At 49.4% G+C, this 23685-nt stretch carries 25 protein-coding genes; 13 read left to right on the top strand and 12 right to left on the bottom strand.

The genetic code is table 11. The annotated features are described in order from the left end of the window. The first annotated feature begins 143 nt into the window (after window positions 1-143). Complete coding sequence (gene tyrR, locus OGV57_RS06810) at window positions 144-1688, top strand: transcriptional regulator TyrR (protein WP_003020438.1); 1545 nt, start codon at window positions 144-146, stop codon at window positions 1686-1688. A 53-nt stretch (window positions 1689-1741) separates the two neighbouring features. On the opposite strand, the gene tpx is transcribed toward tyrR, so the two are convergent. Then, window positions 1742-2248, bottom strand: coding sequence for a thiol peroxidase (gene tpx / locus OGV57_RS06805; protein WP_003020437.1), 507 nt, complete (start codon window positions 2246-2248; stop codon window positions 1742-1744). A gap of 115 nt (window positions 2249-2363) precedes the next feature. On the opposite strand from tpx, the gene ycjG reads away from it, so the two are divergent. Then, complete coding sequence (gene ycjG, locus OGV57_RS06800; RefSeq protein ID WP_054528423.1) at window positions 2364-3329, top strand: L-Ala-D/L-Glu epimerase; 966 nt, start codon at window positions 2364-2366, stop codon at window positions 3327-3329. On the opposite strand, the gene mpaA is transcribed toward ycjG, so the two are convergent. Further along, window positions 3304-4032 (bottom strand): murein tripeptide amidase MpaA, encoded by a 729-nt coding sequence (gene mpaA / locus OGV57_RS06795; RefSeq protein ID WP_003020433.1) that lies wholly within the window; start codon window positions 4030-4032, stop codon window positions 3304-3306. The two genes, ycjG and mpaA, sit on opposite strands and share 26 nt — an antisense overlap. 184 nt (window positions 4033-4216) lie before the next feature. Between mpaA and mppA the strand changes: the two genes are divergently transcribed. Beyond that, window positions 4217-5830, top strand: a complete 1614-nt coding sequence (gene mppA, locus OGV57_RS06790; RefSeq protein WP_003840789.1) for a murein tripeptide ABC transporter substrate-binding protein MppA — start codon at window positions 4217-4219, stop codon at window positions 5828-5830. 37 nt (window positions 5831-5867) lie between these two features. On the opposite strand, the gene OGV57_RS06785 is transcribed toward mppA, so the two are convergent. Continuing rightward, window positions 5868-6431, bottom strand: a complete 564-nt coding sequence (locus OGV57_RS06785) for a MarR family winged helix-turn-helix transcriptional regulator (RefSeq protein ID WP_003840791.1) — start codon at window positions 6429-6431, stop codon at window positions 5868-5870. 114 nt (window positions 6432-6545) lie between these two features. On the opposite strand from OGV57_RS06785, the gene OGV57_RS06780 reads away from it, so the two are divergent. Then, entirely contained in the window at window positions 6546-6776 is a 231-nt protein-coding gene (locus OGV57_RS06780; protein WP_003843952.1) for a glutaredoxin family protein, read from the top strand. 66 nt (window positions 6777-6842) lie between these two features. Next, window positions 6843-7127 carry a Rho-binding antiterminator gene (locus OGV57_RS06775; RefSeq protein ID WP_003843950.1) on the top strand — a complete coding sequence of 95 codons (285 nt, stop codon included), beginning with the start codon at window positions 6843-6845 and terminating at the stop codon, window positions 7125-7127. On the opposite strand, the gene OGV57_RS06770 is transcribed toward OGV57_RS06775, so the two are convergent. Continuing rightward, window positions 7124-7894 carry a DeoR/GlpR family DNA-binding transcription regulator gene (locus tag OGV57_RS06770; protein ID WP_003843948.1) on the bottom strand — a complete coding sequence of 257 codons (771 nt, stop codon included), beginning with the start codon at window positions 7892-7894 and terminating at the stop codon, window positions 7124-7126. The genes OGV57_RS06775 and OGV57_RS06770 overlap by 4 nt on opposite strands. A gap of 120 nt (window positions 7895-8014) precedes the next feature. Between OGV57_RS06770 and OGV57_RS06765 the strand changes: the two genes are divergently transcribed. Together OGV57_RS06765 and OGV57_RS06760 are read left to right on the top strand one after the other, a co-directional pair. Further along, window positions 8015-8398, top strand: a complete 384-nt coding sequence (locus OGV57_RS06765) for a VOC family protein (RefSeq protein ID WP_003843946.1) — start codon at window positions 8015-8017, stop codon at window positions 8396-8398. A gap of 172 nt (window positions 8399-8570) precedes the next feature. Next, window positions 8571-9080: a zinc-binding dehydrogenase gene (locus OGV57_RS06760; protein ID WP_003843945.1), complete on the top strand. Its 510-nt coding sequence runs from the start codon at window positions 8571-8573 to the stop codon at window positions 9078-9080. Between the two features lie 36 nt (window positions 9081-9116). Here the strand turns inward: OGV57_RS06760 and OGV57_RS06755 are convergent, their stop codons facing one another. Further along, window positions 9117-10148 carry a mechanosensitive ion channel family protein gene (locus tag OGV57_RS06755; RefSeq protein WP_003843943.1) on the bottom strand — a complete coding sequence of 344 codons (1032 nt, stop codon included), beginning with the start codon at window positions 10146-10148 and terminating at the stop codon, window positions 9117-9119. Window positions 10149-10392: 244 nt separating this feature from the next. Here OGV57_RS06755 and OGV57_RS06750 point away from each other — a divergent pair, with 244 nt between their 5' ends. Further along, window positions 10393-10653 (top strand): DUF2534 family protein, encoded by a 261-nt coding sequence (locus tag OGV57_RS06750; protein WP_003020403.1) that lies wholly within the window; start codon window positions 10393-10395, stop codon window positions 10651-10653. A gap of 48 nt (window positions 10654-10701) precedes the next feature. Here the strand turns inward: OGV57_RS06750 and uspE are convergent, their stop codons facing one another. From uspE to ogt, 3 genes are all read right to left on the bottom strand, one after another. Then, on the bottom strand, window positions 10702-11652 hold the full coding sequence (uspE, locus tag OGV57_RS06745; protein WP_003840808.1) for a universal stress protein UspE: 951 nt from the start codon (window positions 11650-11652) through the stop codon (window positions 10702-10704). Window positions 11653-11803: 151 nt separating this feature from the next. Next, entirely contained in the window at window positions 11804-12556 is a 753-nt protein-coding gene (gene fnr, locus OGV57_RS06740; RefSeq protein WP_003020397.1) for a fumarate/nitrate reduction transcriptional regulator Fnr, read from the bottom strand. Window positions 12557-12750: 194 nt separating this feature from the next. Continuing rightward, complete coding sequence (gene ogt / locus OGV57_RS06735) at window positions 12751-13266, bottom strand: methylated-DNA--[protein]-cysteine S-methyltransferase (RefSeq protein WP_003840811.1); 516 nt, start codon at window positions 13264-13266, stop codon at window positions 12751-12753. 225 nt (window positions 13267-13491) lie between these two features. Between ogt and smrA the strand changes: the two genes are divergently transcribed. Further along, window positions 13492-14055, top strand: coding sequence for a DNA endonuclease SmrA (smrA, locus tag OGV57_RS06730; protein WP_003843940.1), 564 nt, complete (start codon window positions 13492-13494; stop codon window positions 14053-14055). Between the two features lie 12 nt (window positions 14056-14067). Here smrA and OGV57_RS06725 read toward each other — a convergent pair whose 3' ends face one another. Both OGV57_RS06725 and OGV57_RS06720 read right to left on the bottom strand, forming a co-directional pair. Beyond that, window positions 14068-15300, bottom strand: a complete 1233-nt coding sequence (locus OGV57_RS06725) for a GGDEF domain-containing protein (protein WP_003843938.1) — start codon at window positions 15298-15300, stop codon at window positions 14068-14070. 67 nt (window positions 15301-15367) lie between these two features. Beyond that, window positions 15368-17482, bottom strand: coding sequence for a putative bifunctional diguanylate cyclase/phosphodiesterase (locus tag OGV57_RS06720; RefSeq protein ID WP_003843936.1), 2115 nt, complete (start codon window positions 17480-17482; stop codon window positions 15368-15370). A 411-nt stretch (window positions 17483-17893) separates the two neighbouring features. Between OGV57_RS06720 and OGV57_RS06715 the strand changes: the two genes are divergently transcribed. From OGV57_RS06715 to dbpA, 4 genes are all read left to right on the top strand, one after another. Continuing rightward, on the top strand, window positions 17894-19003 hold the full coding sequence (locus OGV57_RS06715; protein ID WP_003840818.1) for a methyl-accepting chemotaxis protein: 1110 nt from the start codon (window positions 17894-17896) through the stop codon (window positions 19001-19003). A gap of 152 nt (window positions 19004-19155) precedes the next feature. Continuing rightward, complete coding sequence (gene zntB / locus OGV57_RS06710) at window positions 19156-20139, top strand: zinc transporter ZntB (RefSeq protein ID WP_286530878.1); 984 nt, start codon at window positions 19156-19158, stop codon at window positions 20137-20139. 276 nt (window positions 20140-20415) lie between these two features. Continuing rightward, on the top strand, window positions 20416-20583 hold the full coding sequence (gene ynaL, locus OGV57_RS06705) for a proline-rich small protein YnaL (protein ID WP_085951593.1): 168 nt from the start codon (window positions 20416-20418) through the stop codon (window positions 20581-20583). Between the two features lie 28 nt (window positions 20584-20611). Then, window positions 20612-21985, top strand: coding sequence for an ATP-dependent RNA helicase DbpA (gene dbpA / locus OGV57_RS06700; RefSeq protein ID WP_003843930.1), 1374 nt, complete (start codon window positions 20612-20614; stop codon window positions 21983-21985). A 93-nt stretch (window positions 21986-22078) separates the two neighbouring features. Here dbpA and ttcA read toward each other — a convergent pair whose 3' ends face one another. Together ttcA and uspF are read right to left on the bottom strand one after the other, a co-directional pair. Continuing rightward, on the bottom strand, window positions 22079-23014 hold the full coding sequence (gene ttcA / locus OGV57_RS06695) for a tRNA 2-thiocytidine(32) synthetase TtcA (RefSeq protein WP_003833209.1): 936 nt from the start codon (window positions 23012-23014) through the stop codon (window positions 22079-22081). 198 nt (window positions 23015-23212) lie between these two features. Beyond that, window positions 23213-23647 carry a universal stress protein UspF gene (gene uspF / locus OGV57_RS06690; RefSeq protein ID WP_003020369.1) on the bottom strand — a complete coding sequence of 145 codons (435 nt, stop codon included), beginning with the start codon at window positions 23645-23647 and terminating at the stop codon, window positions 23213-23215. Window positions 23648-23685 lie beyond the last annotated feature (38 nt).

Raw genomic sequence — 23685 nt, 5'->3', positions numbered from 1 at the left:
TAAACAGGCGCCGATCGTTTAACTTTACGCCCCGGCGCCCAATTTTCCAGCTCGCTGTCAATATTTGTTGACAGAGTTCTTCCTGCAAACCAAATACTGGCTTATCATTTAACACATAATCCCTTGTCCAGGTGAAGGTTCCTATGCGTTTGGAAGTCTTTTGTGAAGACCGTCTTGGTCTGACCCGCGAACTGCTCGATTTACTGGTGCTGAGAAGCATTGATTTACGCGGTATCGAGATTGACCCCATCGGGCGAATTTACCTTAATTTTGCGGAGCTGGAGTTCACCAACTTCAGCAGTCTGATGGCTGAAATCCGCCGTATTTCAGGGGTTACGGATGTGCGTACCGTACCCTGGATGCCTTCCGAACGTGAACATCTGGCGCTGAGCGCGCTGCTTGAAGCGTTGCCAGAACCGGTCCTTTCTCTGGATATGAAAAGCAAAGTCGAGATGGCGAACCCTGCGAGCTGTCAGCTTTTCGCGCATACGCAAGATCGGATGCGCAATCATACCGCCGCCCAGCTAATCAATGGGTTTAACTTCCAGCGCTGGCTGGAAAGCAATCCGCAGGATTCCCAGAGCGAACATGTCGTAATTAACGGACAGAATTTCCTGATGGAAATTACGCCTGTCCATTTGCAGGGCGAAAATCAGGAGCAGATGCTGACCGGTGCGGTGGTGATGTTGCGCTCCACTATCCGAATGGGACGCCAGCTGCAAAATATGACTACGCAGGATCTCAGCGCGTTTAGCCAGATTATTGCCGTCAGCGCCAAAATGAAACACGTGGTGGAACAGGCGCGCAAGCTGGCGACGTTGAGCGCGCCGCTGCTGATTACCGGTAATACCGGCACCGGCAAAGATCTCTTTGCTCATGCCTGCCACCTGGCAAGTCCGCGTGCGTCAAAACCGTATCTGGCGCTGAACTGCGCGTCAATTCCTGAAGATGCGGTTGAAAGCGAGCTGTTTGGCCATGCGCCGGAAGGTAAAAAAGGCTTCTTTGAGCAGGCGAATGGCGGTTCGGTTCTGTTAGATGAAATTGGCGAAATGTCGCCGCGTATGCAGACCAAATTGCTGCGTTTTCTCAATGACGGCACGTTCCGTCGTGTGGGAGAAGATCACGAAGTTCATGTTGATGTTCGCGTGATTTGCGCAACGCAAAAGAACCTTGTGGAACTGGTGCAGAAAGGACTTTTCCGTGAAGACCTCTATTATCGTCTGAATGTACTAACGCTAAACCTGCCGCCGCTGCGCGATTGCCCACAAGATATTATGCCGCTTACCGAACTGTTTGTGGCGCGTTTTGCCGACGAGCAGGGCGTGCCGCGTCCGAAACTGTCCGCAGATCTCAGCACGGTACTAACTCGTTATGGTTGGCCGGGCAACGTGCGTCAGCTTAAAAATGCGATCTACCGGGCGCTGACCCAGCTAGAAGGCTATGAGCTACGACCACAGGATATTTTGCTGCCGGATTACGATGCGGCAACGGTTGCTGTCGGAGAAGAGGTGATGGAAGGGTCGCTGGATGAAATCACCAGCCGCTTTGAACGCTCCGTGTTGACGCAGCTGTATATGAATTATCCCAGCACGCGCAAGCTGGCCAAGCGCCTAGGTGTTTCGCATACTGCGATTGCTAACAAATTGCGTGAGTATGGACTGAGCCAGCAGAAAAAAAGCGAAGAGTAATGCCGTAAATGAAAATGCCTCCATGTGGAGGCATTTTTGTATGCAGACGCAGCTTACGCTTTCAGTACGTCCAGCGCAGCGGTGTAGTCTGGTTCGTTGGTGATTTCATTGACCAGCTGGCTGAAAACAACGTTATCATTTTCATCAATAACGACCACGGCACGTGCGGCCAGGCCTTTCAGCGGGCCTTCAGCGATTTCAACACCGTAGTTTTTCAGGAATTCTGCGTTGCGCAGGGTGGACAGCGTGATAACGTTGCTCAGACCTTCCGCGCCGCAAAAACGAGAGTGGGCGAATGGCAGGTCGGCTGAGATGCACAGTACGACGGTATTGTCGATTTCTGTCGCCAGTTGGTTAAACTTACGTACCGATGCCGCGCAAACGCCGGTATCGATGCTTGGGAAAATATTCAGCACTTTGCGCTTGCCTGCGAACTGGCCCAGCGTAACGTCAGACAGGTCTTTAGCCACAAGGGTAAAAGCCTGAGCTTTGCTTCCAGCCTGAGGAATAGAGCCGGCAACTGCAACCGGGTTGCCCTGGAAATGAACGGTTTGTGACATGGTTATCTTCCTGTTTACATATAGTTAACGTCGAGGCTAGTTTATGCCATCAGCAGTTAACACGGCAAACGCTATTTGCGGATATCCGCTTCAGGGACTGCATTAAGGAAAACAAATGAGAACAGTTAAGGTATATGAGGAAGCCTGGCCGCTGCACACTCCCTTTGTCATTGCCCGTGGGAGCCGGACCGAAGCGCATGTGGTGGTTGTCGAAGTGGAAGAAAACGGCGTCACAGGTATAGGCGAGTGCACACCGTACCCGCGCTACGGTGAAAGCGATGCCTCAGTGCTGGCGCAAATTATGAGCATTGTGCCACAACTGGAAAACGGAATGACGCGTGAAGAGCTGCAAAAGCAGCTGCCAGCGGGGGCAGCGCGTAATGCCGTGGATTGCGCGTTGTGGGATCTAAGCGCGCGTCAACAGCAGCAGTCGCTGGCGGAACTAGTGGGAAGTGAACTGGCGGAAGTGGTGACTACGGCGCAAACCGTAGTGATTGGCTCGCCGGAACAAATGGCTGCGAGCGCGGCTGCGCTGTGGGAAAATGGCGCGAAATTGCTGAAAGTTAAACTGGATGCTCGCTTGATTAGTGAGCGAATGGTTGCCATTCGTGCAGCTGTTCCTGACGCCACGATTATTGTCGACGCCAACGAATCCTGGCGGGCAGAAGGCCTTGCAGCACGCTGTCAGCTGCTGGCTGATTTAGGGGTTGCGATGCTGGAGCAGCCGCTGCCGGCGCAGGATGATGCCGCGCTGGAGAATTTTGTACATCCGCTGCCCATCTGCGCAGATGAAAGCTGCCACACCCGTAGCAGTCTGAAAGCGCTGCACGGACGCTATGAAATGGTCAATATCAAACTGGACAAAACAGGCGGCCTGACGGAAGCGCTCGCGCTGGCAACCGAAGCACGCGAGCAGGGATTTGCGCTGATGCTGGGCTGCATGCTGTGTACCTCCCGGGCGATCGGCGCGGCATTACCCCTTACGCCACTGGTTAGCTTTGCCGATCTTGATGGTCCAACGTGGCTTGCCACCGATGCGGTGCCAGCCCTGCATTTTACGACCGGGCAGCTCCATCTCTAGGGTGCCAGCGCAGGAGATTGGACATGGCCAGCAGGTATTTTTCGCTCGCTTCATCCGATGAAATGGGCGGAAATTCGGCGGTTATACAGTGTAAGTTTAAGTCTGCGCACCAGCTACCAAAAGAGCCGGGCGTTTCATAACCTACACTGGTGACCAGAGGCAATTCAAACGATTGTGCCAGCCACGCGCCCAGCTCGCTGCTTCTGGGATCTTCAATACAGGCCAGTGGATCGTGAAAAGAGACTACCCAGGCGGGATGAATTCGGTGAATAAGCTGACACAATGCCTGGGTTTCTGGTTCCGAGCCCGGATGATCGCCGGTCAACAACACCACATCACGCTCTTCTGCGCTACTGTTCCAGCGATACACCGTTTCGCCTGCTTTCCAGTTTGCGGCGGGAAAGTTACGGTTAAGATCGACGCCGTTCGCATTTGCGCGCAGCCCAAGCTGGCAACCGTCAGGGTTTACGGCTAGCACCACATGATGGCGACGCAGGGAAGGGTTAAGCGTACGCAATGCGCAGGAAAGGGTTACGACCGAGGAGTTTTCGTCGCCGTGCGTTCCCGCCAGTATCAGGCCGCTTTCACGATCGGCTGCCAGTGCAGGAAACCAGATTAGCGGTGCGCCTAACAATGAACGTCCGTAATGTTCGGTTCCAGGTGGGAATGCGCCGCGCTCGGCACGGGGACGGGTAACGGTCATAGTCATCTCTGAATGCTTGGATTGTTACTCGCAGTGTTGTGCAAAATGTATGGATAATCAAATCGTTTTCACACACTTATCTTTTCAGGTGTAATATCACTTTCTTGTCGGAAGTTAATTGCATTTCCTGCTGGCGATACAAATAATTACACATTCACTTAGTAGCCGGAATCGAGGGTATCTTATGCAGCATTCTGTTTCAGTAACCTGTTGTGCGTTGTTGGTTAGCAGCATTTCTTTATCCTGGGCTGCTGATGTTCCCAGCGGAACGGTTCTGGCAGAGAAACAAGAACTGGTGCGTCATATAAAAGACGAACCGGCGTCGCTTGATCCGGCAAAGGCCGTCGGGCTCCCTGAGATTCAGGTAATTCGTGATTTATTTGAAGGGCTGGTCAACCAGAATGAGAAGGGTGAGATCGTACCTGGCGTCGCTACCCAGTGGAAGAGTAACGATAACCGCATCTGGACGTTTACGCTGCGCGACAATGCACAATGGGCGGATGGTACGCCCGTAACGGCGCAGGATTTTGTCTACAGCTGGCAGCGTCTGGTTGATCCAAAAACGCTGTCGCCGTTTGCCTGGTTTGCTGCGCTGGCGGGTATTAATAATGCTCAGGCTATTATCGATGGCAAAGCCACGCCTGATAAACTTGGCGTTAGTGCTGTCGATGCACGGACATTGAAAGTTCAACTGGATAAACCGCTGCCCTGGTTTGCCAATCTGACGGCGAGTTTTGCATTTTATCCGGTACAAAAAGCCAACGTTGAGAGCGGCAAAGAGTGGACCAAACCGGGCAACCTGATTGGTAACGGCGCCTATGTGCTAAAAAATCGCGTCGTGAACGAAAAGCTGGAAGTTGTCCCGAACACGCATTATTGGGACAACGCCAAAACAGTGCTGCAAAAAGTTACCTTCCTGCCAATTAACCAGGAATCGGCAGCGACCAAGCGCTATCTTGCTGGTGATATTGATATCACGGAATCCTTCCCGAAAAATATGTACCAGAAACTGTTGAAGGATATCCCGGGTCAGGTTTACACCCCGCCGCAGCTTGGTACTTATTATTATGCCTTTAATACCCAGAAGGGACCGACTGCCGATTCACGCGTGCGTCTGGCGCTCAGCATGACTATCGATCGTCGCCTGATGGCGGAGAAGGTGCTGGGTACCGGTGAGAAGCCTGCATGGCATTTTACGCCGGATGTAACGGCAGGATTTGTGCCGGAACCTTCACCGTTTGAGCAAATGAGTCAGGAAGAATTGAATGCGCAGGCGAAAACGCTGCTGCGTGCGGCGGGCTATGGTCCACAGAAACCGCTTAAACTGACGCTGCTGTACAACACCTCAGAAAATCATCAGAAGATTGCTATCGCAGTGGCTTCTATGTGGAAGAAAAACCTTGGTGTTGACGTGAAACTGCAAAACCAGGAGTGGAAAACCTATATTGATAGTCGTAATACCGGCAACTTTGATGTGATCCGTGCCTCCTGGGTGGGTGACTACAATGAACCTTCTACGTTCTTGTCGCTATTAACATCGACCCATACGGGCAATATATCCCGCTTTAATAATCCGGCATACGATAAAGTGTTGACCCAGGCTACTCTGGAGAATACAGAAAAAGCGCGGAATGCTGATTATAACGCTGCGGAGAAAATTCTGATGGAACAGGCGCCTATTGCGCCGATCTATCAGTACACTAATGGGCGTTTAATTAAACCGTGGCTGAAAGGGTATCCGATTACTAACCCTGAAGATGTGGCCTATAGCCGCACAATGTATATCGTTAAGCACTGACAGAGATAATGGCTGGTGTGATTTTGCATCAGCCATTCTACGTTTCCGGCGGTTGATGCTCACGGCAAATCAGCAACGAGTCTTCTTCACTTAATCTCTCTTTCGTCAGATTACAAAATCCCTGGCCGTCAATTTTTTGGTGGAACCGACAGCTATGGCAAAGACCAAAGCCAGGCACATTGTTGGTCCTCTGGATCCCGCGTAACAGTTCTAACAGCAGCTCTCTGAGTACGCTCGCCCGTTCACCCATTGCCGATTCACCCTCCACTAAAAACGTGGGGGGCAGCAGGGCTTCCAATAAGGTATTGGCCGACTCACTTAAGTGTAGATGGACGCTACGTTTATCACGGTCATCCGGTTTGCGAACAATCAACCCTTTGTTTTCCAACAGCTTCAGCGATTGCGACACGGTACCTTTGGTGAGACCAAGGTAGTCTGTCACGCCAAGCGGCGTATTGGAATAACGGTTACAACGGGCCAGATACATTAACGCACTAAGTTGTACTGGCTGGAGATCCACCAGTAAAGGATGCTGGCGAAACCACATCCGTGTCAGGCTGGAAAGCCGGTCAAGTACGTCGAAAAGTGACATGTCGGTCATAACAAATCCTCCTCGGCATATAGTATCGATTGAAAACTATATTGACAAAGAATAAAAGCAACGTACTATAAATTATAGTATCGAATCGACACTATAATCTAAAGGAGATGTATCATGACTAAAGCTCGTTTCTATCATGCAGGTTGCCCGGTTTGTGTTTCCGCAGAACAAGCTCTTCTGCAGCACTTGTCTGCGGATGTTGAAATCGATGTGGTTCATCTGGGAGAGCATCCTGATCGGGTTGCCGAGGCTGAAGTGGCTGGCGTGAAATCTGTTCCGGCGCTGGTGATTGACGGCAATGTGCTGCATATTAATTTTGGCGCTCCCATTGAAGCGTTGAAATAGCTGGATAGTTCGGGAAGTTGCGTTGGCGATTTCCCGAATATACAAGACGTTGGGGAAGGTAACGCGATGAACACGACCGAAGAGTATCACCCGATAGATTGCGATCTTCATGATTATCTGGAAATCGCCTGCATGTACCACTATTGGTTGCGCATTGAACTAACGGATGGCACATGTTTTGATGCTAAAGCGTTGACGACGTGTACCACCGTGGAAAAAGAAGAATTTCTGGTAGTGGGGCAATCTGAAAATCAGCAAAAAATCCGTCTGGATTGTCTGTCAGCTATCACCGCGCTGACGCCAGGAGCGACGTTTAGCACAGTAAGTTTTCAGAGAGCCTGCCGCGGTTAGACGGTATAAATCCGAATATCGTGCGCCTGGAATGCTGTGGCGTACTCTTTGCTGATGTTGTCCTCTACAACAATCACATCAATATTGCTGCTTTCGGTAACGACATATCGGGCGACGGCTGGGATTTTTTCAGCGGTTAGCGCGACGATAGTTTCATTACATTGTTTGATCACCGCTTTTTTGAACTCACAATCCGCGTAATCAAACCCCGTTAAGCCGGATTCAGGCGACATCGCACAGCCGCCAATAAATCCCTGATCGAATAAAATGTCCTGCACTTGCGCGATGGCGGAAGCTCCCACACACCCGCCAGAAGATCTCTGTACCGCGCCGCCCAGCATAATGACCTCAAACAGCGGTTTTTTTAGCAAAACGGCGGCAATCTCCGGTGAATTTGTCACCACGGTTAACGCCAGTTCGGCGGGCAGAGCTTCTGCCATCGCCAGATTGGTGCTACCCGTGTCGATAAAAATACAGCTTCCGGATTTGACCAGTCTGGCACATCGCTGCGCGATGTTGCTCTTTTTGGCCACATTAATACCCTTGCGCACGGCAATGTCTTCGGATTCAGGGAGTGCAATTACCGCGCCACCATAGACCTTCTTGCACACGCCATCTTTGCTCAATTCATGCAAGTCACGACGAATTGTATGTTCAGAAACACCTAATCGGTTCGCGAGTTCAGAACAAATGACTCTGCCGTTTTCTTGCAGGATCTGATAGATAAGCGCCTGGCGCTGTTCCGGGAATGCGGCGTAATCGAGCATAGATACTCCAGGTAAAATAAACATCGAGCAATAAAGTGCATGATCGTGCATTATGATTAACGATGTCAACATCCCTTACAGGGACCGTACTATTCTGGATACAACGGAAAGAGGTAAGCTATGAAAATTGCGCATATGGCGTTATGGACACAGAATCTCGAGCAGCAAGCTCGCTTCTGGGTCTCATTTTTTGACGGTAAGATCAACGAGAAATACTGCAGTAAAACCAACCCTGGGTTTGAATCTTATTTTGTCAAAATTGGCGAGGATATTGCAATTGAGTTAATGACCAAACCGGGTCTTGTCGGGCAGCAACCTGACAATAATCGTTGCGGATGGGTACACCTCGCCATTTCTGTTGGCGGCAATGAAAATGTTGATGCCGTTGCAATGCAAGCGCAGAAACAGGGGATATTAGTCTCAGGTCCGCGCACTACGGGCGATGGTTATTACGAAGCGGTGATACGAGATCCGGACGGTAACCTGATTGAAATTGTGGCGTAAGCCATCAATCAGTAACCTGCAAATAAAGAGTACCTGCTGCTTATTATTGATGAGCTCAGCTCATAAGTTTGTCCTTCTTTTCCTCTCTAATCACCGACACGTCGAGTCTCTATAATTTTACTGTTTTCAGCCCCCGGTGGTGCAATGTTGCCACCGCTCTGGAGAGTCGAATATGCAATACCAACTGGATGCGGGACTCACGCTCAACAAACTTGCAAATGCACTGGGCGCGGAAGTTACGCTGTTTACGCGTTCACCGGGCAAAGAAGCTGATGCCAGACGTTTGGGTGCCAGTCATGTTGTGCTTTCCACTGACAGTGAGCAGATGAAAGCGACAGCGAATCAGTTTGATCTGATTATCGATACTGTGCCCTACGTTCATGACCTGAACCCGTATATCCCAACCCTGGCACTAAGCGGTACGCTGGTGCTGGTTGGTTATCTCGGTGCGTTGGATCCGTTTCTGAATACGGTTCCCCTGATCCTTGGACGTAGGTCTGTGGCGGGTTCAGTTATTGGCGGTATTGCCGAAACGCAAGAGATGCTCGATTTTTGCGGTCAGCATGGTATTACCGCCGATGTCGAAGTGATCAATATTCAGGATATTAATCATGCCTGGCAGCGGATGTTGAAAAGCGATGTGAAATACCGCTTTGTAATTGATATTGCCTCATTGAAATAAGTACAAAAAAGACGCGGACTTCCGCGTCTTTTTTTGTTAGTGTGTCGACGGCGATGCTTCAGGATTATCCATATACAGCGTCTGGCTGGGGAACGCAAAGTCGGCGCCATTTGCCTGGACTATCGTGATAATCTTTAAATAAACGTCTTGCTGTACCGCGAGCCATTCCTTCCAGACGGTGGTTTTCGTGAAGCAATACACCATGATATTCAACGATGAATCGGCAAATTCATTAAAATAGACCAACAGAGTTTGTTTCTGGTCTATTCCTGGATGGTTTTGCAGCATTTCTCTGACCGACTCGACAACAGCACCGACTTTATCGGCATCCTCATATCGTAACCCGATCACCGTTTTAATACGCCGGTTGGTCATGCGCCCTGGATTTTCTACGCTGATGGAGGAGAAAATCGAGTTTGGCACATACAACGGACGATGGTCGAAGGTGTTTATTTTAGTCATTCGCCAGCCAATTTCGGCCACTGTGCCTTCAATATTGCGGTCCGGGGAGCGGATCCAGTCGCCGATGCTAAACGGTCTGTCGAAATAGAGCATAATACCTGAGAAGAAGTTGCTCAGAATATCTTTCCCCGCCATACCCACAGCGATACCGCCAATGCCGCCAAAGGTTAACAGGCCGGATAAGCTCATACCGAAGTGTTCGCCATACAGTAAAATGATGGCAACCACGATGGTAATTTTGATGATACGCGACAGGATCCTCGCGCTGGTGATATCTCTGCCTTTATTAATCTGCGTCTTTTCAAACTGATTAATCACCAGAAAAAGTTTGATGGTCAGGATTAACGCAATCAATGAGGTGCAGATAAAGTCGACCACGCTGGGGGAGATAAATTTCAGGCTGTAACTTTCGATAACGTTATTAGCAATGCTGCCAAACGTCCCAATGATAATGGCATAGACAAAAAATTGTGCGGCATGAAATATGAATCCTTTGCAGCGACGCTCTCCACGATGATACCAGACGCTCATCAGGACCAGCGCGGCACAGCAGCTGAGAATTACCGTCAAATTAAACGCATTATTCATAAACAGTTCAGCGATCATGATTCTTCCTGGCAACTCCATGTTATCTAAATATCATCTGACATCTTAATCCCCAGATATTTTACTCAGTTAGGGCGGTCAGATCATTAATCAAAAGGAGAGATAAATAATGCAATCAGCGTTATTTTCAGCGAAATAGTGCTGACGTCAACCCAGTATGCGGTTTATGTAGCAGACAGTCAGTTGATGTCATGGTATTGTTAGCGCAAAGTAACAAGGTTTTCATCTGCAAAAGGACAGTACTATGATCATGGCTAAGCTGAAAACAGCGAAGGGACGGAAATTTTTGTTGTGCCTGCTTGGAGTGTTTATTATCGCAGCGTCGGTCGTGACGCGCGCGACGATCGGCGGCGTTATTGAACAGTATGACATTCCGCTATCCGACTGGACCGCTTCAATGTATGCCATTCAATCTGCAATGATTTGTGTCTACAGCATGGTGTTTACGATTCTGTTGGCTATCCCGCTTGGTATCTATTTCCTCGGCGGCGAGGAGCAACACTAGGCGTTTAAAATGCCGGATGATATCGCCATCCGGCATTTTATTATGTGGTTAATCGTCTTCTTCGTCGTCCAGTTCAACTGGCGTCTGATATTCATCTGGCTTGATGACCAGCAGGTCACAGCGTAGATGATCGATAACCTGTTCCGCGGTATTACCAAGAAACGCGGCAGAAATACCGGTACGTCCGACGGTCCCCAATACCACAATACCTGCCTGTAAGTGCTCGGCTAAATCAGGAATGACCTCTTCAGGTAAGCCTTTTTCAACGTGCGTCACTTTCTCATCAATACTGAATTTCTGGCGTAGCGCCTTCATGGCCAGCAGATGCTGTCCACGGATTGCGTCGTTATAAACGCTGGGATCAAATTCAGGCAGTTCAATCGCGATGTTGATTGGCGTAACAGGGTAGGCGCCTACCAGATGCACTTCGGTATGGTTAACCTGTTCTGCAAGCTGTAGCGTCTCTTTGACCAGTTTTTCATTGAGCGCGTTGTGATAAGCCTCTTCACTGGCGAGGTTTACTGCAACCAGTGCTTTACCCCCTTCAGGCCATGGCTGGTCTTTCACCATCCATACCGGACTTGGACATTTACGCAATAAATGCCAGTCGGTTGGCGTAAATATTACGGCTTCGAGGCGGTCGTGTTGGTGCGCCATCTTGAGGACCAGGTCATGCTTGGCGCTGATGACTTCCTGGATAATGGCTTCAAAGGGTCGGTTATGCCAGACCACTTTAATCTCCAGAGGGATCCCTGCTTCGATATAGTATTTCGCTTGTTCACGTATCCATGCAGTTCGCTGGCTGATAACCCCCTGACGCATTGCCGTACGCTCATCGGGCGACAGCAGGGTAGTCATCTCATAGGAAAAGTCATAGATCGGCAAAAAGGCTTTAATTTTGCCACCAATCCGTTGATGCAAATAAACAGCTCGCCGTAATGCTGGTTGATCGTCCTGGTTCGGGTCGATGACGACCAGCATATTTTTATACATAGCCATACAGGGTCTCCTTACAACTGTCATCGCAGTTTGTAACTAAAAGAGTAACCCAATAATGTGGTTTGAAACAGGGAATAACCTCCTGCCAGATCAATAAATCGGGATAATTTAGCGATTTGACAGAAGGATAACAGAGATGCTTGCGGAAAGATTACGCAACGTTACGCGTATGGCCAGCAAGAACTGCCAGCGCGTCGCTATTCTCAATAGTGATGTATTTGCCTTTCACCGCCAGCATACCGCTTTTCTGGAAACGACCCAGCAGGCGGCTGATGGTTTCAACCGTCAGACCGAGGTAGTTACCGATGTCGCCACGGGTCATGGTCAGGCGGAATTCACGAGGCGAGAATCCACGCTGGGCAAAGCGACGAGACAAATTGTAGATAAAGGCCGCCAGGCGCTCTTCAGCGTTTTTCTTCGACAACAACAGGATCATATCCTGGTCGCCTTTGATTTCGCCACTCATCAGACGCATCATCTGCTGACGCAGATTTGGCATTTTGCCGGACAGGTCATCAAGGGTTTCGAAAGGAATTTCGCATACCATCGAGGTTTCCAGCGCCTGAGCAAAGCTCGGGTGATGTCCGCTGCCAATCGCGTCAAAACCGACCAGATCGCCCGCCAGATGGAAGCCAGTAATCTGCTCATCGCCTTGTTCGGTAATGGTATAGCTTTTAATCGTTCCGGAGCGGATAGCATAGAGTGATTTAAGCTCATCACCTGCTTTAAAGAGCGTCTGCCCCTTTTGGATAGGCTTTTTGCGCTCGATGATGTTATCGAGCTGGTCAAGCTCATGCTCGTTAAGTGTGAACGGGATGCAAAGCTGGCTGATGCTGCAATCCTGGCAATGGATAGCACAACCGCCAGACTGAATGCGCCGTATAATTCGCTTTTCCGGGATCATAGGTCTGCTCAAGCCGTAATTGATATTTGTCAATTTTAACATCTTTTTGGTGAGCACGTAAGCCTGAGCTACTCCCAAGAGAGAATAATTCAAGCATAACTGGAGTGAATATTTGTATCTGCTTGATTAACCACAATTAATTTGGGATCGCATTATGCGGAAGTGTGATGGATAAGGCATTAATTGCCTGGAATCTAGAGTAGCAAATAACCTTCGTGACGCAATAACCACTCTTTTCGTTGTACGCCACCGGCATATCCGGTCATGGTGCCGTTACGTCCAATGACGCGATGACAGGGGACCACAATGCTTATTGGATTGGAGCCATTAGCTGCGCCGACGGCTCTTGCAGCACCGGGGCGTCCCAACTGTTCGGCCAGTTGACCATAATGCATGACCTGCCCGCAGGGGATAGTGCGTAACGCTTGCCAGACTTCACGCTGGAAAGGCGTCCCAGCGGTTGCCGTTTCCAGCGTGTCAATGATGCTGAGGTTTCCGGCAAAATACTCAGCGAGTTTGTCGCTTAATCCACCTGGGTTTTTGGCGGTAATGCGCTGATAACCTTCTGTGCGGTAATGAATATCCAGCAATTGTTCCATGCGATCGCTGTGCTGATCCCATTCCACTGCGCGCAGGCGAAATTGCTCATCACAAATGACCCACAGCGGGCCCAGCGGCGTGTCGATGGTGTCTTCCAGTAAGTTAAGCATCCGTTTCTCTCATTACAGCATTCAGGCGAGGCTACACATTATCACGCCAGTGACCGTCGCAGCTATACCTCTAAAAATGGATATCAACTTGTCGTGAGTAGATCGGTTCAGCGCGACGGATCCGGTTAATTATTGGAAATAACCGTAAACCGTTACCGGTATAGTTGTCGGTATAATAGTGCGCGGTTATGATAATGCCCGTCGCAATACGCTGGAGGATGAAACATGAACCTTGATGATGCATCGTTGTTTCTTGACGCTATGGGGGATGTTCAACCGCTGAAAAGCCATACCGATGTACACTGGCAGCCCATGCGCAATCTTCGCACTCCGGCGCGTATCGATACGCTTCAACTGGATAATTTTCTCTCGACGGGATTTCTCGATATTGTCCCGTTAAGTGTGCCGCTCGAGTTTCGTCGCGAAGGTTTACAGAACGGTGTGACTGACAAGCTGCGAAACGGAAAATATCCGCAGCAGGCGAGTCTTAATCTTATTCGCCAACCTGTTGAAACATGTCGTCAGATGCTCTTTAGCTTTATTCTGCAGGCGCAGCAAGAAGGGTTGCGTAATGTGCTGGTGATACACGGCAAGGGACGTGACGATAATTCTCATGCCAATATCATTCGCAGCTACGTAGCGCGCTGGTTGACGGAATTTGACGACGTGCAAGCATATTGCGCCGCACTGCCGCATCACGGCGGCAGCGGGGCATGCTATGTGGCATTGCGTAAAACCGCGCAGGCAAAACAGGATAACTGGGAGCGTCACGCTAAACGTAGTCGCTGAACGACGTAAACATCAGGCGGCCAGCACTCTGTTCCTGCCTTCGTTCTTGGCTTTGTACAACGCGTCGTCAACACGTTTGAATAACTCATCGATACTTTCATTTGTTTCGTGCCGTGCTACACCAATGCTGACGGTAAAGCGGGGAAGGCCAGGGAGAGTCACCTTTGCCACCGTCGCACGGATCACTTCTGCGAGGTTGAGAGCGACATCCAGCGACGTTCGCGGCAGGAGCAGCACAAATTCTTCACCACCCCAGCGAAAAATAAGATCGTCTTTTCGCGCACAGGATTCCAGGGTGCGTGCCAGAGCACAAAGCACTTCGTCGCCTTTTAAATGGCCAAACAGATCGTTAATGCTTTTAAAGCGATCCGTGTCTATCAACAACAGGCTGTAGTCCTGCGTCAATGATATCGCATGCGTCTGTTCCGGCTCGGTTACCTGATAAAAATGTCGGCGGTTAAGTAATCCCGTTAAAACATCTCGCAGGGCCGCACGCTCCAGCTCCTGTTCCAGCCGCTTTTGTTCGGTAATGTCATGAATAATGCACAACATCAGTTTATTACCGTAAATTTCGATCGGTCCGGCGTAGGTTTGCACATGACGGGAAGTCCCATCAGCCAGTTTATGGACAAAATGCAAAGGTTTATGGCCGCCGGGCAGATGGGCGATTTCATGCATCACCGGAAGTATATGGCGGCCCAGCATATTGATTTCCCATGTATGTTTCTGACACATCACATCATGAGTGTATCCATAAAAATTGAGCGCACTGAGGTTTGCATCCACGATCAACCCATCGCGGGACGGATCAATAAGTAACATTGGCGCGGAATTAGTCTGGAAGAAGCGCGCATAAAATCCCTGTTTTTTCCGCTGATAGGTTGCTGAACGGCTCGCTTTCAGACCCTGTGCAGCAGGCGTCTCAATGCCTTCGAAAAGGATGACTTCACCCATGCCAGGCAGGGGTTTAATGGAAAGGCGACTTGCCATTGCAATCTCTTCACCGTCGCGGTAAACCGTGAGAATTTCCACTACATGGTGATGATTTCGCAAGTCGCTGAGATACATGGTTAAGTCATTTTGAGCATGCGTTGAAAATGTTCCCTTGCGGAGCGGGGAAAAACAGAGACCCTGCATTAGCTCCCGTGCAACGTTATTAGCGAACACCAGCTCTTCGGTATGTGGCAAAACAATCCACACCGGAAAGGTTAATAAATCCAGTGAATGCAGCTCGGTTGTGCTCATCGATAATCCCGTTATCTTTATCTGCTGTGTTGCCTGTTAAATGGCGAATATTTTTAGATATTACGTCTCACAATGTTATTGATTGTCGGTGAGACAAGGGGTGTACAACTGGCTTTTGCTTGATACTGTTTTCTTGTTGTATCAGTTCATGAATCTTATGTGCTGGCAGCGGTTTTGCAAACAAGAAACCTTGCAGCATGCTACACCCCATCTGAGTAAGGAGTATTTCCTGTTCCTGGGTTTCTATTCCTTCTGCCACCACACGCATATTCATGGAGTGAGCTATGTCAATAATGGTAGACACAATTTTTGTGTTTTTGCTGTTCTCGCTGATATCTTTGACAAATATCCTGTCAATTTTTAATTCGCGCGCCGGAAGAGACTTCAGCATCAATATATTTGAATAACCTGTACCGAAATCATCAATAGATACGGTGATCCCCAAAGCAGAAAAAGCATTCAGGACTTCCACACTGCGTTTCAAATTTTTAAGGGCGGTGCTTTCAGTGAGTTCCAGCGTGAGGCAGGCAGGTGACAGTTGATACTGCGCCAGGGCATTACAAACAACATCAATAATATCATGCTGTTCAAACTGGGCGGGTGAGAGGTTAACGGCGAGCGTCCATTCTGTATTTCCCTGTAATTTCCATTGATGCAACTGCAGGCATGCCTGCTGGATAACCCATTTCCCAACGGGAATAATCAGGCCCGTATCTTCCAACGCAGAAAGAAATTCGGCTGGCAGCAGCATGCCGCGTTCCGGATGATGCCAGCGTAATAATGCTTCAAAACCGGTCAGGGAATGATCTCCAGCGGTATATTTAGGCTGATACCATAGCTCAAACTGGTTGCGTTCAAGTGCTTGCGACAATTCTTGTAAAAATGTCGGCGGTGTATCCGCGATAGCTTCCATTTCCGGATGATAAATAGCCCAGCCGTTTCTGCCCGCCTGTTTGACATGATACATCGCCATATCGGCCTTCACTTTTAGCTCATGCAGCGTTGAGCCATGCTCAGGGTAAATACTGCTCCCCGCACTTAACGAAACCCGAATGGTATGTCCGAACAAGGTAAAGGGTTCACCGATCACATCGGCAATCCGCGTCAGCAGGGCGGAGATATCCTGCTGGTTGCAGTCTGGAACCAGCAGGATAAATTCATCGCCCCCCAGTCTTGCCAGCGTCATTGAGTTATCAAGGCAAGTGAAGATTCGCTGTGTACTGGCTATCAGTAGCTGATCGCCAATGTGATGTCCCCAGGTATCGTTAACGACTTTAAAACGATCGAGGTCGATAAATACCAACGCGAAATGCTGCTGATGCAGTTTAGAATGCCGCAGGCAGGCCAGTAAGCAGGTGTCTATTTGTGTACGATTAGCGAGACCGGTCAGCGCGTCGAAGTGAACCTGATGTTCAAGCTGGCAGTTCAACTGATGCAGATTGTCAGCCAGTCGGGAGGTACGGAGTTGCGAATCCACCATCGAAACCACCAGCATGATCCCCAAAATAACAAGCGTGACGGCGCAGACCCAGATAGAAAGTTCCAGCGTGCTGAGACCATCGTGCGCAGTGTGTCCAAAATGGGTGAACGTAGCGGCTCCCATACCGGTGTAATGCATAGAGGCTATTGCCAGCGCCATAATAAAGGCAGCAATAAGCCGATTTATTAGCGCTCGACGGCTATTTTGGCGTAAGTGAAAGGCCAGCCACAAACCCACGCCAGACGCAGCGACGGCAATAATCACGGAGAGCAGGATCAGCGAGCGATCCCAGGTTATAGCCACATGTTCGATAACGGCATACATACCAACGTAGTGCATTGTAACAACACCGGCACTTAATATGCTGGTAGCAATGAGCAGGCGTTTTGTTGATAGCGTATTACCAGAAATGGCGATATTGATGGCGACTGTCGCAGAAATGAGCGCAATAAAGAACGAAAACGCGGTGAGGGATAAATGGTAATTTATTGGCATACTCATTTTCATGGCCAGCATACCGATAAAATGCATCGACCAGATCCCCATACCCAGCGTAGCGCCGCCAGAGAGTCGCCAGAAGGTAGATTCACGTCTGCTGGAAATTGCCACTTTGCCCGCGCTGTCGAGAGCAATAAAGGAGGCAATAAACGCGACAATAAAGGAAATCCCAATCAATACAGGGTCCCACGACACGTGCAACATCTTACTACCTATCAAAAAAAAGACGTGATGATAAATTTAGCAGGTTTTGTCCAGTTAACCTGATAAAACCTGGGATGTTCTTGTGTTTTTACAATAACTATTAGAGGGAAGGGGCAAACATCGAAAATGATAGACCTTTACTTATACAAATATTCATAAGATTTATAATTCTGTGCATTTTATGCACACGACGTGCTTGTCATCACAATAATCTAACGACAAGCGCCAGTCTCATCCTTTGTAGGATAAAACACCTGGTTAATGTAAATTAATAGTGTGATTGCCTGTCTTAAGTGAAAGGATTGCAGACTCTCATTGAAAGTTCGTCTTTCGTCTCCGCGTTATGGAAATTTGCATTGCAGATGCTATAAAAAATAATATCCACGTTATTTCTTAGCGCACAGGACTAAAATGTTAAATGATATTAGCGTCAGAACCTTTATTATTTTATTTCTGCTCATTACGGCGGTCGCTCTGAATGTTTTTGAAATGATATTTTCTGCTCCCCCGGTAATTATCATTGGAACTAATTTGGTCAGTTTTACTTCTATATTATGTTTGTGGTGGTACATGACGAAATATTTGGTCGTGCCAATTAATACGGTTAAAAGAAGCATTGAGGAGGTAACCTCCGGGAATCTGGCGATTAGTATTCCAGAGTTTGGCAATAACTGTGCGGGGAGATTAATACCGGGCATTAATAGTTTATCAAGTAATATTTCAACACTCGTTAATGAGATCAGAACATCTTCGCAAACGGCGATGGCGCTCTCTGAACAGCTCGCGGAACGCAGCGCTGAGTTATCAGTAAAAACAGAGCAGCAATCCGGAGCATTAATGCAAACGGCTGCCAACATGGATGAAATAGCGGTCAGCACGCGTAACAATGCAGAGAATACGCAAATGGCGAGTGCTAAGGCCAATATTGCAACACTATCTGCCCGGCAGGGCGGTGATTTAATGGTGCAGGTCGCAACCAATATGCAGTCGATCACCGAGTGCGCCCAGCAGATGACAGAAATTATTACCCTGATAGATGGTATTGCATTCCAGACAAATATTCTGGCATTGAATGCCGCCGTAGAAGCGGCGAGAGCGGGAGAACATGGCAAAGGTTTTTCCGTGGTGGCCGGAGAGGTACGAATGCTCGCGCACCGTAGCGCAGATGCCGCTAAGAATATTAAACATCTGATTGCCCAAACTCATGAAAACGTTCAGCAAGGTGCGGCTATTGTGCGTGAAGCTGAAAAAAATATGCAGGATATTGTTGGTGGTGCCGGGCAATTAAACCAACTGATGGGCGAGATATTAACCACTACGCAGGAGCAGGAGAAAGGGATCATCAGTATTACTCATGCGCTCGCGGAACTGGAAAACGTTACCCAGAGTAACGCCATTATGGTGGATGAGCTGTCTGACTCTTCGGATATTCTGAAAAATCAAGTGACTGACCTCCAGTCACGAACGCACAAGTTTCGTTTAAGTCACGCTTTTGAATCTGAGAGACGCCAGCGGGCTTAACAGGGTACCTCACAACAAGCGCCACATTTGTCGGCGCTTTTTGTTATCAGATACTTTTATGAGTCATTTCAGCACAATGGGACAATGAGATATTGCTTAACATATTCTGACGGCTAGACTAACGAAAAAAGCTGAATGTTTGTGGAGGCGCTGTGGAAGCCATTAAGGGAACGGATGTTAATGTGCCGGATGCCGTGTTTGCCTGGCTGTTGGATGGGCGTGGTGGGGTGAAACCACTGGAAGATAACGATGTTATCGATACTCAGCATCCCTGCTGGCTGCATCTTAATTATACTCATCCTGAAAGTGCGCAATGGCTGGCGACAACGCCCTTACTTCCCAATAACGTGCGTGATGCGCTGGCGGGTGAAAGCACGCGCCCGCGTGTCAGCAGGGTAGGAGAAGGTACGTTAATTACGCTGCGCTGTATCAACGGCAGCATCGACGAGCGGCCTGACCAACTGGTAGCGATGCGTTTATATATGGATGAACGTCTGATTGTCTCAACGCGTCAGCGCAAAGTGCTGGCACTGGATGATGTGGTCAGCGACCTCCAGGAAGGTACAGGGCCGGCTGATTGTGGCGGTTGGCTGGTGGATGTTTGTGATGCGCTGACCGATCATGCCAGCGAATTTATCGAACAGTTGCACGACAAAATTATCGATCTGGAAGATAACCTGCTCGATCAGCAGATCCCGCCGCGTGGCTTCCTGGCATTACTGCGTAAGCAGTTAATTGTGATGCGCCGTTATATGGCGCCACAGCGTGATGTCTATGCCCGCCTGGCGAGCGAAAGGTTGTCCTGGATGACTGACGACCATCGGCGACGGATGCAGGATATCGCTGACAGGCTGGGGAGAGGGCTGGATGAAATCGATGCCTGTATTGCCAGAACCGGTATCATGGCGGATGAAATTGCGCAGGTGATGCAGGAGTCTCTGGCTCGCCGAACGTATACAATGTCATTGATGGCAATGGTTTTTCTTCCCAGCACATTCTTAACTGGGCTTTTCGGCGTTAACCTCGGCGGTATCCCCGGCGGTGGTTGGCAGTTCGGTTTCTCACTTTTTTGTATTCTGTTAGTGGTCCTGATTGGTGGTGTTACTTTATGGTTGCATCGTAGTAAATGGTTGTAACAACAACGTTTTTTAGTGACTTTTGCGCATGAAAACGTCCTGAATTTTGAGCGAGGTCAATAAACCATCTACCTATTCGGGGCAATATCTCTCTCGCAGGTGAATGCAACGTCAAGCGATGGGCGTTGCGCTCCATATTGTCTTACTTCCTTTTTTGAATTACTGCATAGCACAATTGATTCGTACGACGCCGACTTAGATTAGTCGGCTTTTTTTTTGCCTGCAGAAAATCAGCGTCTACCCTAAAAGAGTCAACCTGAATGACTGGAGGAGTATATGACCTGTCTGATTGCAACTGCGCACACGGATTCGCTCCCGACTGACCCGGTTCCCATTCCCGATCCCATTCCTCGTCCGCAGCCAATGCCGGATCCGCCGCCGGATGAAGAACCTATTAAATTGTCGCATCGTGGGCGTAGATCTGCGAGGATACGCGCCTGCTGAATGTGAGTTTTTACCGCGAGATTAAATTGTGACCGCTTTTTCAACCCTGAATGTTTTACCTGCTGCTCAACTCGAGAACCTTAACGAGCTGGGTTATCTTGAAATGACGCCTGTTCAGGCTGCCGCATTACCGGCAATCCTGGCGGGGAAAGATGTTCGCGTGCAGGCTAAAACCGGCAGTGGCAAAACGGCTGCTTTTGGTCTTGGGCTATTACAGCATATTGATGCCGCGCTGTTTCAGACGCAGTCTCTGGTGCTGTGCCCAACCCGAGAGCTTGCCGACCAGGTGGCGGGTGAACTGCGTCGTTTAGCGCGCTTTCTGCCAAACACCAAGATCTTAACGCTATGCGGTGGGCAGCCCTTTGGTGCACAGCGTGACTCTCTGCAGCATGCACCTCATATTATTGTCGCCACGCCGGGGCGTTTACTCGACCACCTGCAAAAAGGCACCGTTTCTCTGGAAGCCCTGAATACGCTGGTTATGGATGAAGCCGACCGCATGCTGGATATGGGCTTTAGCGATGCGATTGATGATGTCATTCGCTTTGCACCAGCTTCTCGCCAGACCTTGCTGTTTTCTGCGACCTGGCCGGAAGCCATTGCCGCCATCAGTGGCCGGGTGCAACAAAATCCATTAACCATTGAAATTGATACGGTCGATGCGTTACCGGCGATTGAACAGCAGTTTTTCGAAACCTCCAGCCACGGAAAAATTCCGCTGCTGCAAAAATTGCTCAGCCAGCATCAGCCTGCTTCATGCGTCGTTTTTTGCAACACCAAAAAAGACTGTCAGGCCGTGTGTGACGCATTGAATGCGGCGGGGCAAAGCGCACTTTCACTGCATGGCGATCTTGAACAGCGCGATCGCGACCAGACGCTGGTGCGTTTTGCCAACGGCAGCGCACGCGTTCTGGTTGCCACCGATGTGGCCGCACGTGGCCTGGATATTAAATCACTCGAACTGGTAGTTAACTTCGAACTGGCGTGGGATCCGGAGGTTCATGTCCATCGTATCGGACGTACCGCGCGAGCCGGTAACAGCGGTCTGGCGATTAGTTTCTGTGCGCCGGAAGAAGCACAGCGTGCCAATATTCTTTCTGAAATGCTGCAATTGAAGCTGAACTGGCTGCCAGCGCCAGCTAACGTGTCAATCCTGCCGCTGGAAGCAGAGATGGCGACATTATGCATTGATGGTGGCAAAAAGGCTAAAATGCGTCCTGGTGATGTTCTGGGGGCTCTGACCGGTGATATTGGCCTGGATGGCGCCGATATCGGCAAAATTGCCGTTCATCCGGCACACGTCTATGTCGCCGTTCGCCAGAACATAGCGCACAAGGCGTGGAAACAATTGCAAAACGGTAAGATTAAAGGCAAGACTTGCCGAGTTCGTTTATTGAAATAAATACCCATTGGAGTGCCTGATGGCGCTCCGCTTATCAGGCCTACAACGGGTATATGCTCGTTGTAGGCCTGATAGGGCGTTTACATAATCGACTTACTTCACTTCCACCACGTTCAGGCGTAACTCATCCAGTTGAGCATCATCTTCTTCTGGCTGCCAACCCGCAGGCTGCAGCGGGATCTCTTCACGATCGAACGCTAAATCACCGCCGTCCACAACCTCTGAACCGTGCTTAATGCCTTTAAAATCGAACAGATTGATATCGCTCAGATGTGAAGGCACAACGTTCTGCATCGCACTGAACATGGTTTCAATCCGACCTGGATAGCGTTTGTCCCAGTCACGCAGCATGTCAGCAATGACCTGACGCTGCAGGTTAGGCTGTGAGCCACACAGATTGCACGGAATAATCGGGAAACCTTTCGCTTCGGAGAAGCGCTCGATATCTTTCTCACGGCAGTAAGCCAGCGGGCGGATCACGATGTGCTTACCGTCATCACTCATCAGCTTCGGCGGCATACCTTTCATTTTTCCGCCGTAGAACATGTTTAAAAACAGCGTTTGCAGGATGTCGTCGCGATGGTGGCCGAGCGCAATCTTGGTGGCACCTAACTCGGTTGCCGTACGGTATAGAATGCCGCGACGCAGGCGAGAGCAGAGCGAGCAGGTCGTTTTGCCTTCAGGGATTTTGTCTTTGACGATCCCGTAAGTGTTTTCTTCGACAATCTTGTACTCAACGCCCAGCTGTTCCAGATACTCCGGCAGAATGTGCTCTGGGAAGCCAGGTTGTTTTTGATCGAGGTTAACCGCAACCAAGGAAAAACTGATCGGGGCGCTTTGCTGCAAATTACGCAGGATCTCCAGCATGGTATAGCTGTCTTTCCCGCCGGAAAGACACACCATAATGCGATCGCCGTCTTCGATCATATTGAAGTCGGCAATGGCTTCGCCCACGTTACGACGCAGACGTTTTTGCAATTTGTTCAGGTTGTATTGTTCTTTCTTGCTAATATCTTGATTTTGCGACATTTAATAGAGGCTCAATTCATAGTGTGGCATCAGAAGAGTATGCATCACGCCGGATAGTCCGGCAAAAGAAGTCTGATATAAAAACTGTGGCGTGTATGGTACGGATAAGCGGGAAAAATGTCAGCACATTTAGGACAGGAATCGTGGGGTATAAGTGGTAGAAACAAAAAGCCCGCAGCGATGTGCGGGCCTGAAAGCTTAGCGGACTACCAGTACCGAACACTCCGCATGACGCACTACTGCTGCGGCGTTAGAGCCCAGCAGGTAGGTGGTGATGTCAGGTCGGTGTGAGGCAATAATGACCATATCAGCCGGTAATTTTTTGGCGATCTCCAGAATCTTATCTTTCGGCGCACCTTCTGCGACATGAATGTGCACTCTGTCCGTTGGGATATTGAACTTCTTGATAATCTCTTCCAGTTGAGATTTTGCTTCGGCTTTCAGATCGTCCATGGCCGGTAACTCTGCCGAGTAGGCCAGTCCCAGAGAAGCGTAGTAGGGCAGTGACGGAATTACGGTCAGAAAATGGACCTGCGCATCGTCAATTTTGGCCTCTGCTTCAACATGGGCAATAACGCGTTGAGTTAATTCTGAGTCTGAAATATCGATGGGTACAAGAATCGTTCTGTTCATAAAACCTCCTGTTTAAGTATCCACCTAAAGCTTACCGC

Source organism: Citrobacter sp. Cf087, assembly GCF_030334285.1.
Classification (GTDB): Bacteria; Pseudomonadota; Gammaproteobacteria; order Enterobacterales; family Enterobacteriaceae; genus Citrobacter; species Citrobacter freundii.
The sequence above is the reverse complement of the archived record's forward strand: the minus strand, read 5'-3'. Positions and strand labels throughout refer to the sequence as shown.

What these genes read in the sequence shown, in the direction of transcription:
- tyrR (WP_003020438.1), top strand. Translation starts at nt 144, where the DNA reads ATGCGTTTGGAAGTCTTTTGTGAAGACCGTCTTGGTCTGACCCGCGAA.
- tpx (WP_003020437.1), bottom strand. Translation starts at nt 2,248, where the DNA reads ATGTCACAAACCGTTCATTTCCAGGGCAACCCGGTTGCAGTTGCCGGC.
- ycjG (WP_054528423.1), top strand. Translation starts at nt 2,364, where the DNA reads ATGAGAACAGTTAAGGTATATGAGGAAGCCTGGCCGCTGCACACTCCC.
- mpaA (WP_003020433.1), bottom strand. Translation starts at nt 4,032, where the DNA reads ATGACCGTTACCCGTCCCCGTGCCGAGCGCGGCGCATTCCCACCTGGA.
- mppA (WP_003840789.1), top strand. Translation starts at nt 4,217, where the DNA reads ATGCAGCATTCTGTTTCAGTAACCTGTTGTGCGTTGTTGGTTAGCAGC.
- OGV57_RS06785 (WP_003840791.1), bottom strand. Translation starts at nt 6,431, where the DNA reads ATGACCGACATGTCACTTTTCGACGTACTTGACCGGCTTTCCAGCCTG.
- OGV57_RS06780 (WP_003843952.1), top strand. Translation starts at nt 6,546, where the DNA reads ATGACTAAAGCTCGTTTCTATCATGCAGGTTGCCCGGTTTGTGTTTCC.
- OGV57_RS06775 (WP_003843950.1), top strand. Translation starts at nt 6,843, where the DNA reads ATGAACACGACCGAAGAGTATCACCCGATAGATTGCGATCTTCATGAT.
- OGV57_RS06770 (WP_003843948.1), bottom strand. Translation starts at nt 7,894, where the DNA reads ATGCTCGATTACGCCGCATTCCCGGAACAGCGCCAGGCGCTTATCTAT.
- OGV57_RS06765 (WP_003843946.1), top strand. Translation starts at nt 8,015, where the DNA reads ATGAAAATTGCGCATATGGCGTTATGGACACAGAATCTCGAGCAGCAA.
- OGV57_RS06760 (WP_003843945.1), top strand. Translation starts at nt 8,571, where the DNA reads ATGCAATACCAACTGGATGCGGGACTCACGCTCAACAAACTTGCAAAT.
- OGV57_RS06755 (WP_003843943.1), bottom strand. Translation starts at nt 10,148, where the DNA reads ATGATCGCTGAACTGTTTATGAATAATGCGTTTAATTTGACGGTAATT.
- OGV57_RS06750 (WP_003020403.1), top strand. Translation starts at nt 10,393, where the DNA reads ATGATCATGGCTAAGCTGAAAACAGCGAAGGGACGGAAATTTTTGTTG.
- uspE (WP_003840808.1), bottom strand. Translation starts at nt 11,652, where the DNA reads ATGGCTATGTATAAAAATATGCTGGTCGTCATCGACCCGAACCAGGAC.
- fnr (WP_003020397.1), bottom strand. Translation starts at nt 12,556, where the DNA reads ATGATCCCGGAAAAGCGAATTATACGGCGCATTCAGTCTGGCGGTTGT.
- ogt (WP_003840811.1), bottom strand. Translation starts at nt 13,266, where the DNA reads ATGCTTAACTTACTGGAAGACACCATCGACACGCCGCTGGGCCCGCTG.
- smrA (WP_003843940.1), top strand. Translation starts at nt 13,492, where the DNA reads ATGAACCTTGATGATGCATCGTTGTTTCTTGACGCTATGGGGGATGTT.
- OGV57_RS06725 (WP_003843938.1), bottom strand. Translation starts at nt 15,300, where the DNA reads ATGAGCACAACCGAGCTGCATTCACTGGATTTATTAACCTTTCCGGTG.
- OGV57_RS06720 (WP_003843936.1), bottom strand. Translation starts at nt 17,482, where the DNA reads ATGTTGCACGTGTCGTGGGACCCTGTATTGATTGGGATTTCCTTTATT.
- OGV57_RS06715 (WP_003840818.1), top strand. Translation starts at nt 17,894, where the DNA reads ATGTTAAATGATATTAGCGTCAGAACCTTTATTATTTTATTTCTGCTC.
- ynaL (WP_085951593.1), top strand. Translation starts at nt 20,416, where the DNA reads ATGACCTGTCTGATTGCAACTGCGCACACGGATTCGCTCCCGACTGAC.
- ttcA (WP_003833209.1), bottom strand. Translation starts at nt 23,014, where the DNA reads ATGTCGCAAAATCAAGATATTAGCAAGAAAGAACAATACAACCTGAAC.
- uspF (WP_003020369.1), bottom strand. Translation starts at nt 23,647, where the DNA reads ATGAACAGAACGATTCTTGTACCCATCGATATTTCAGACTCAGAATTA.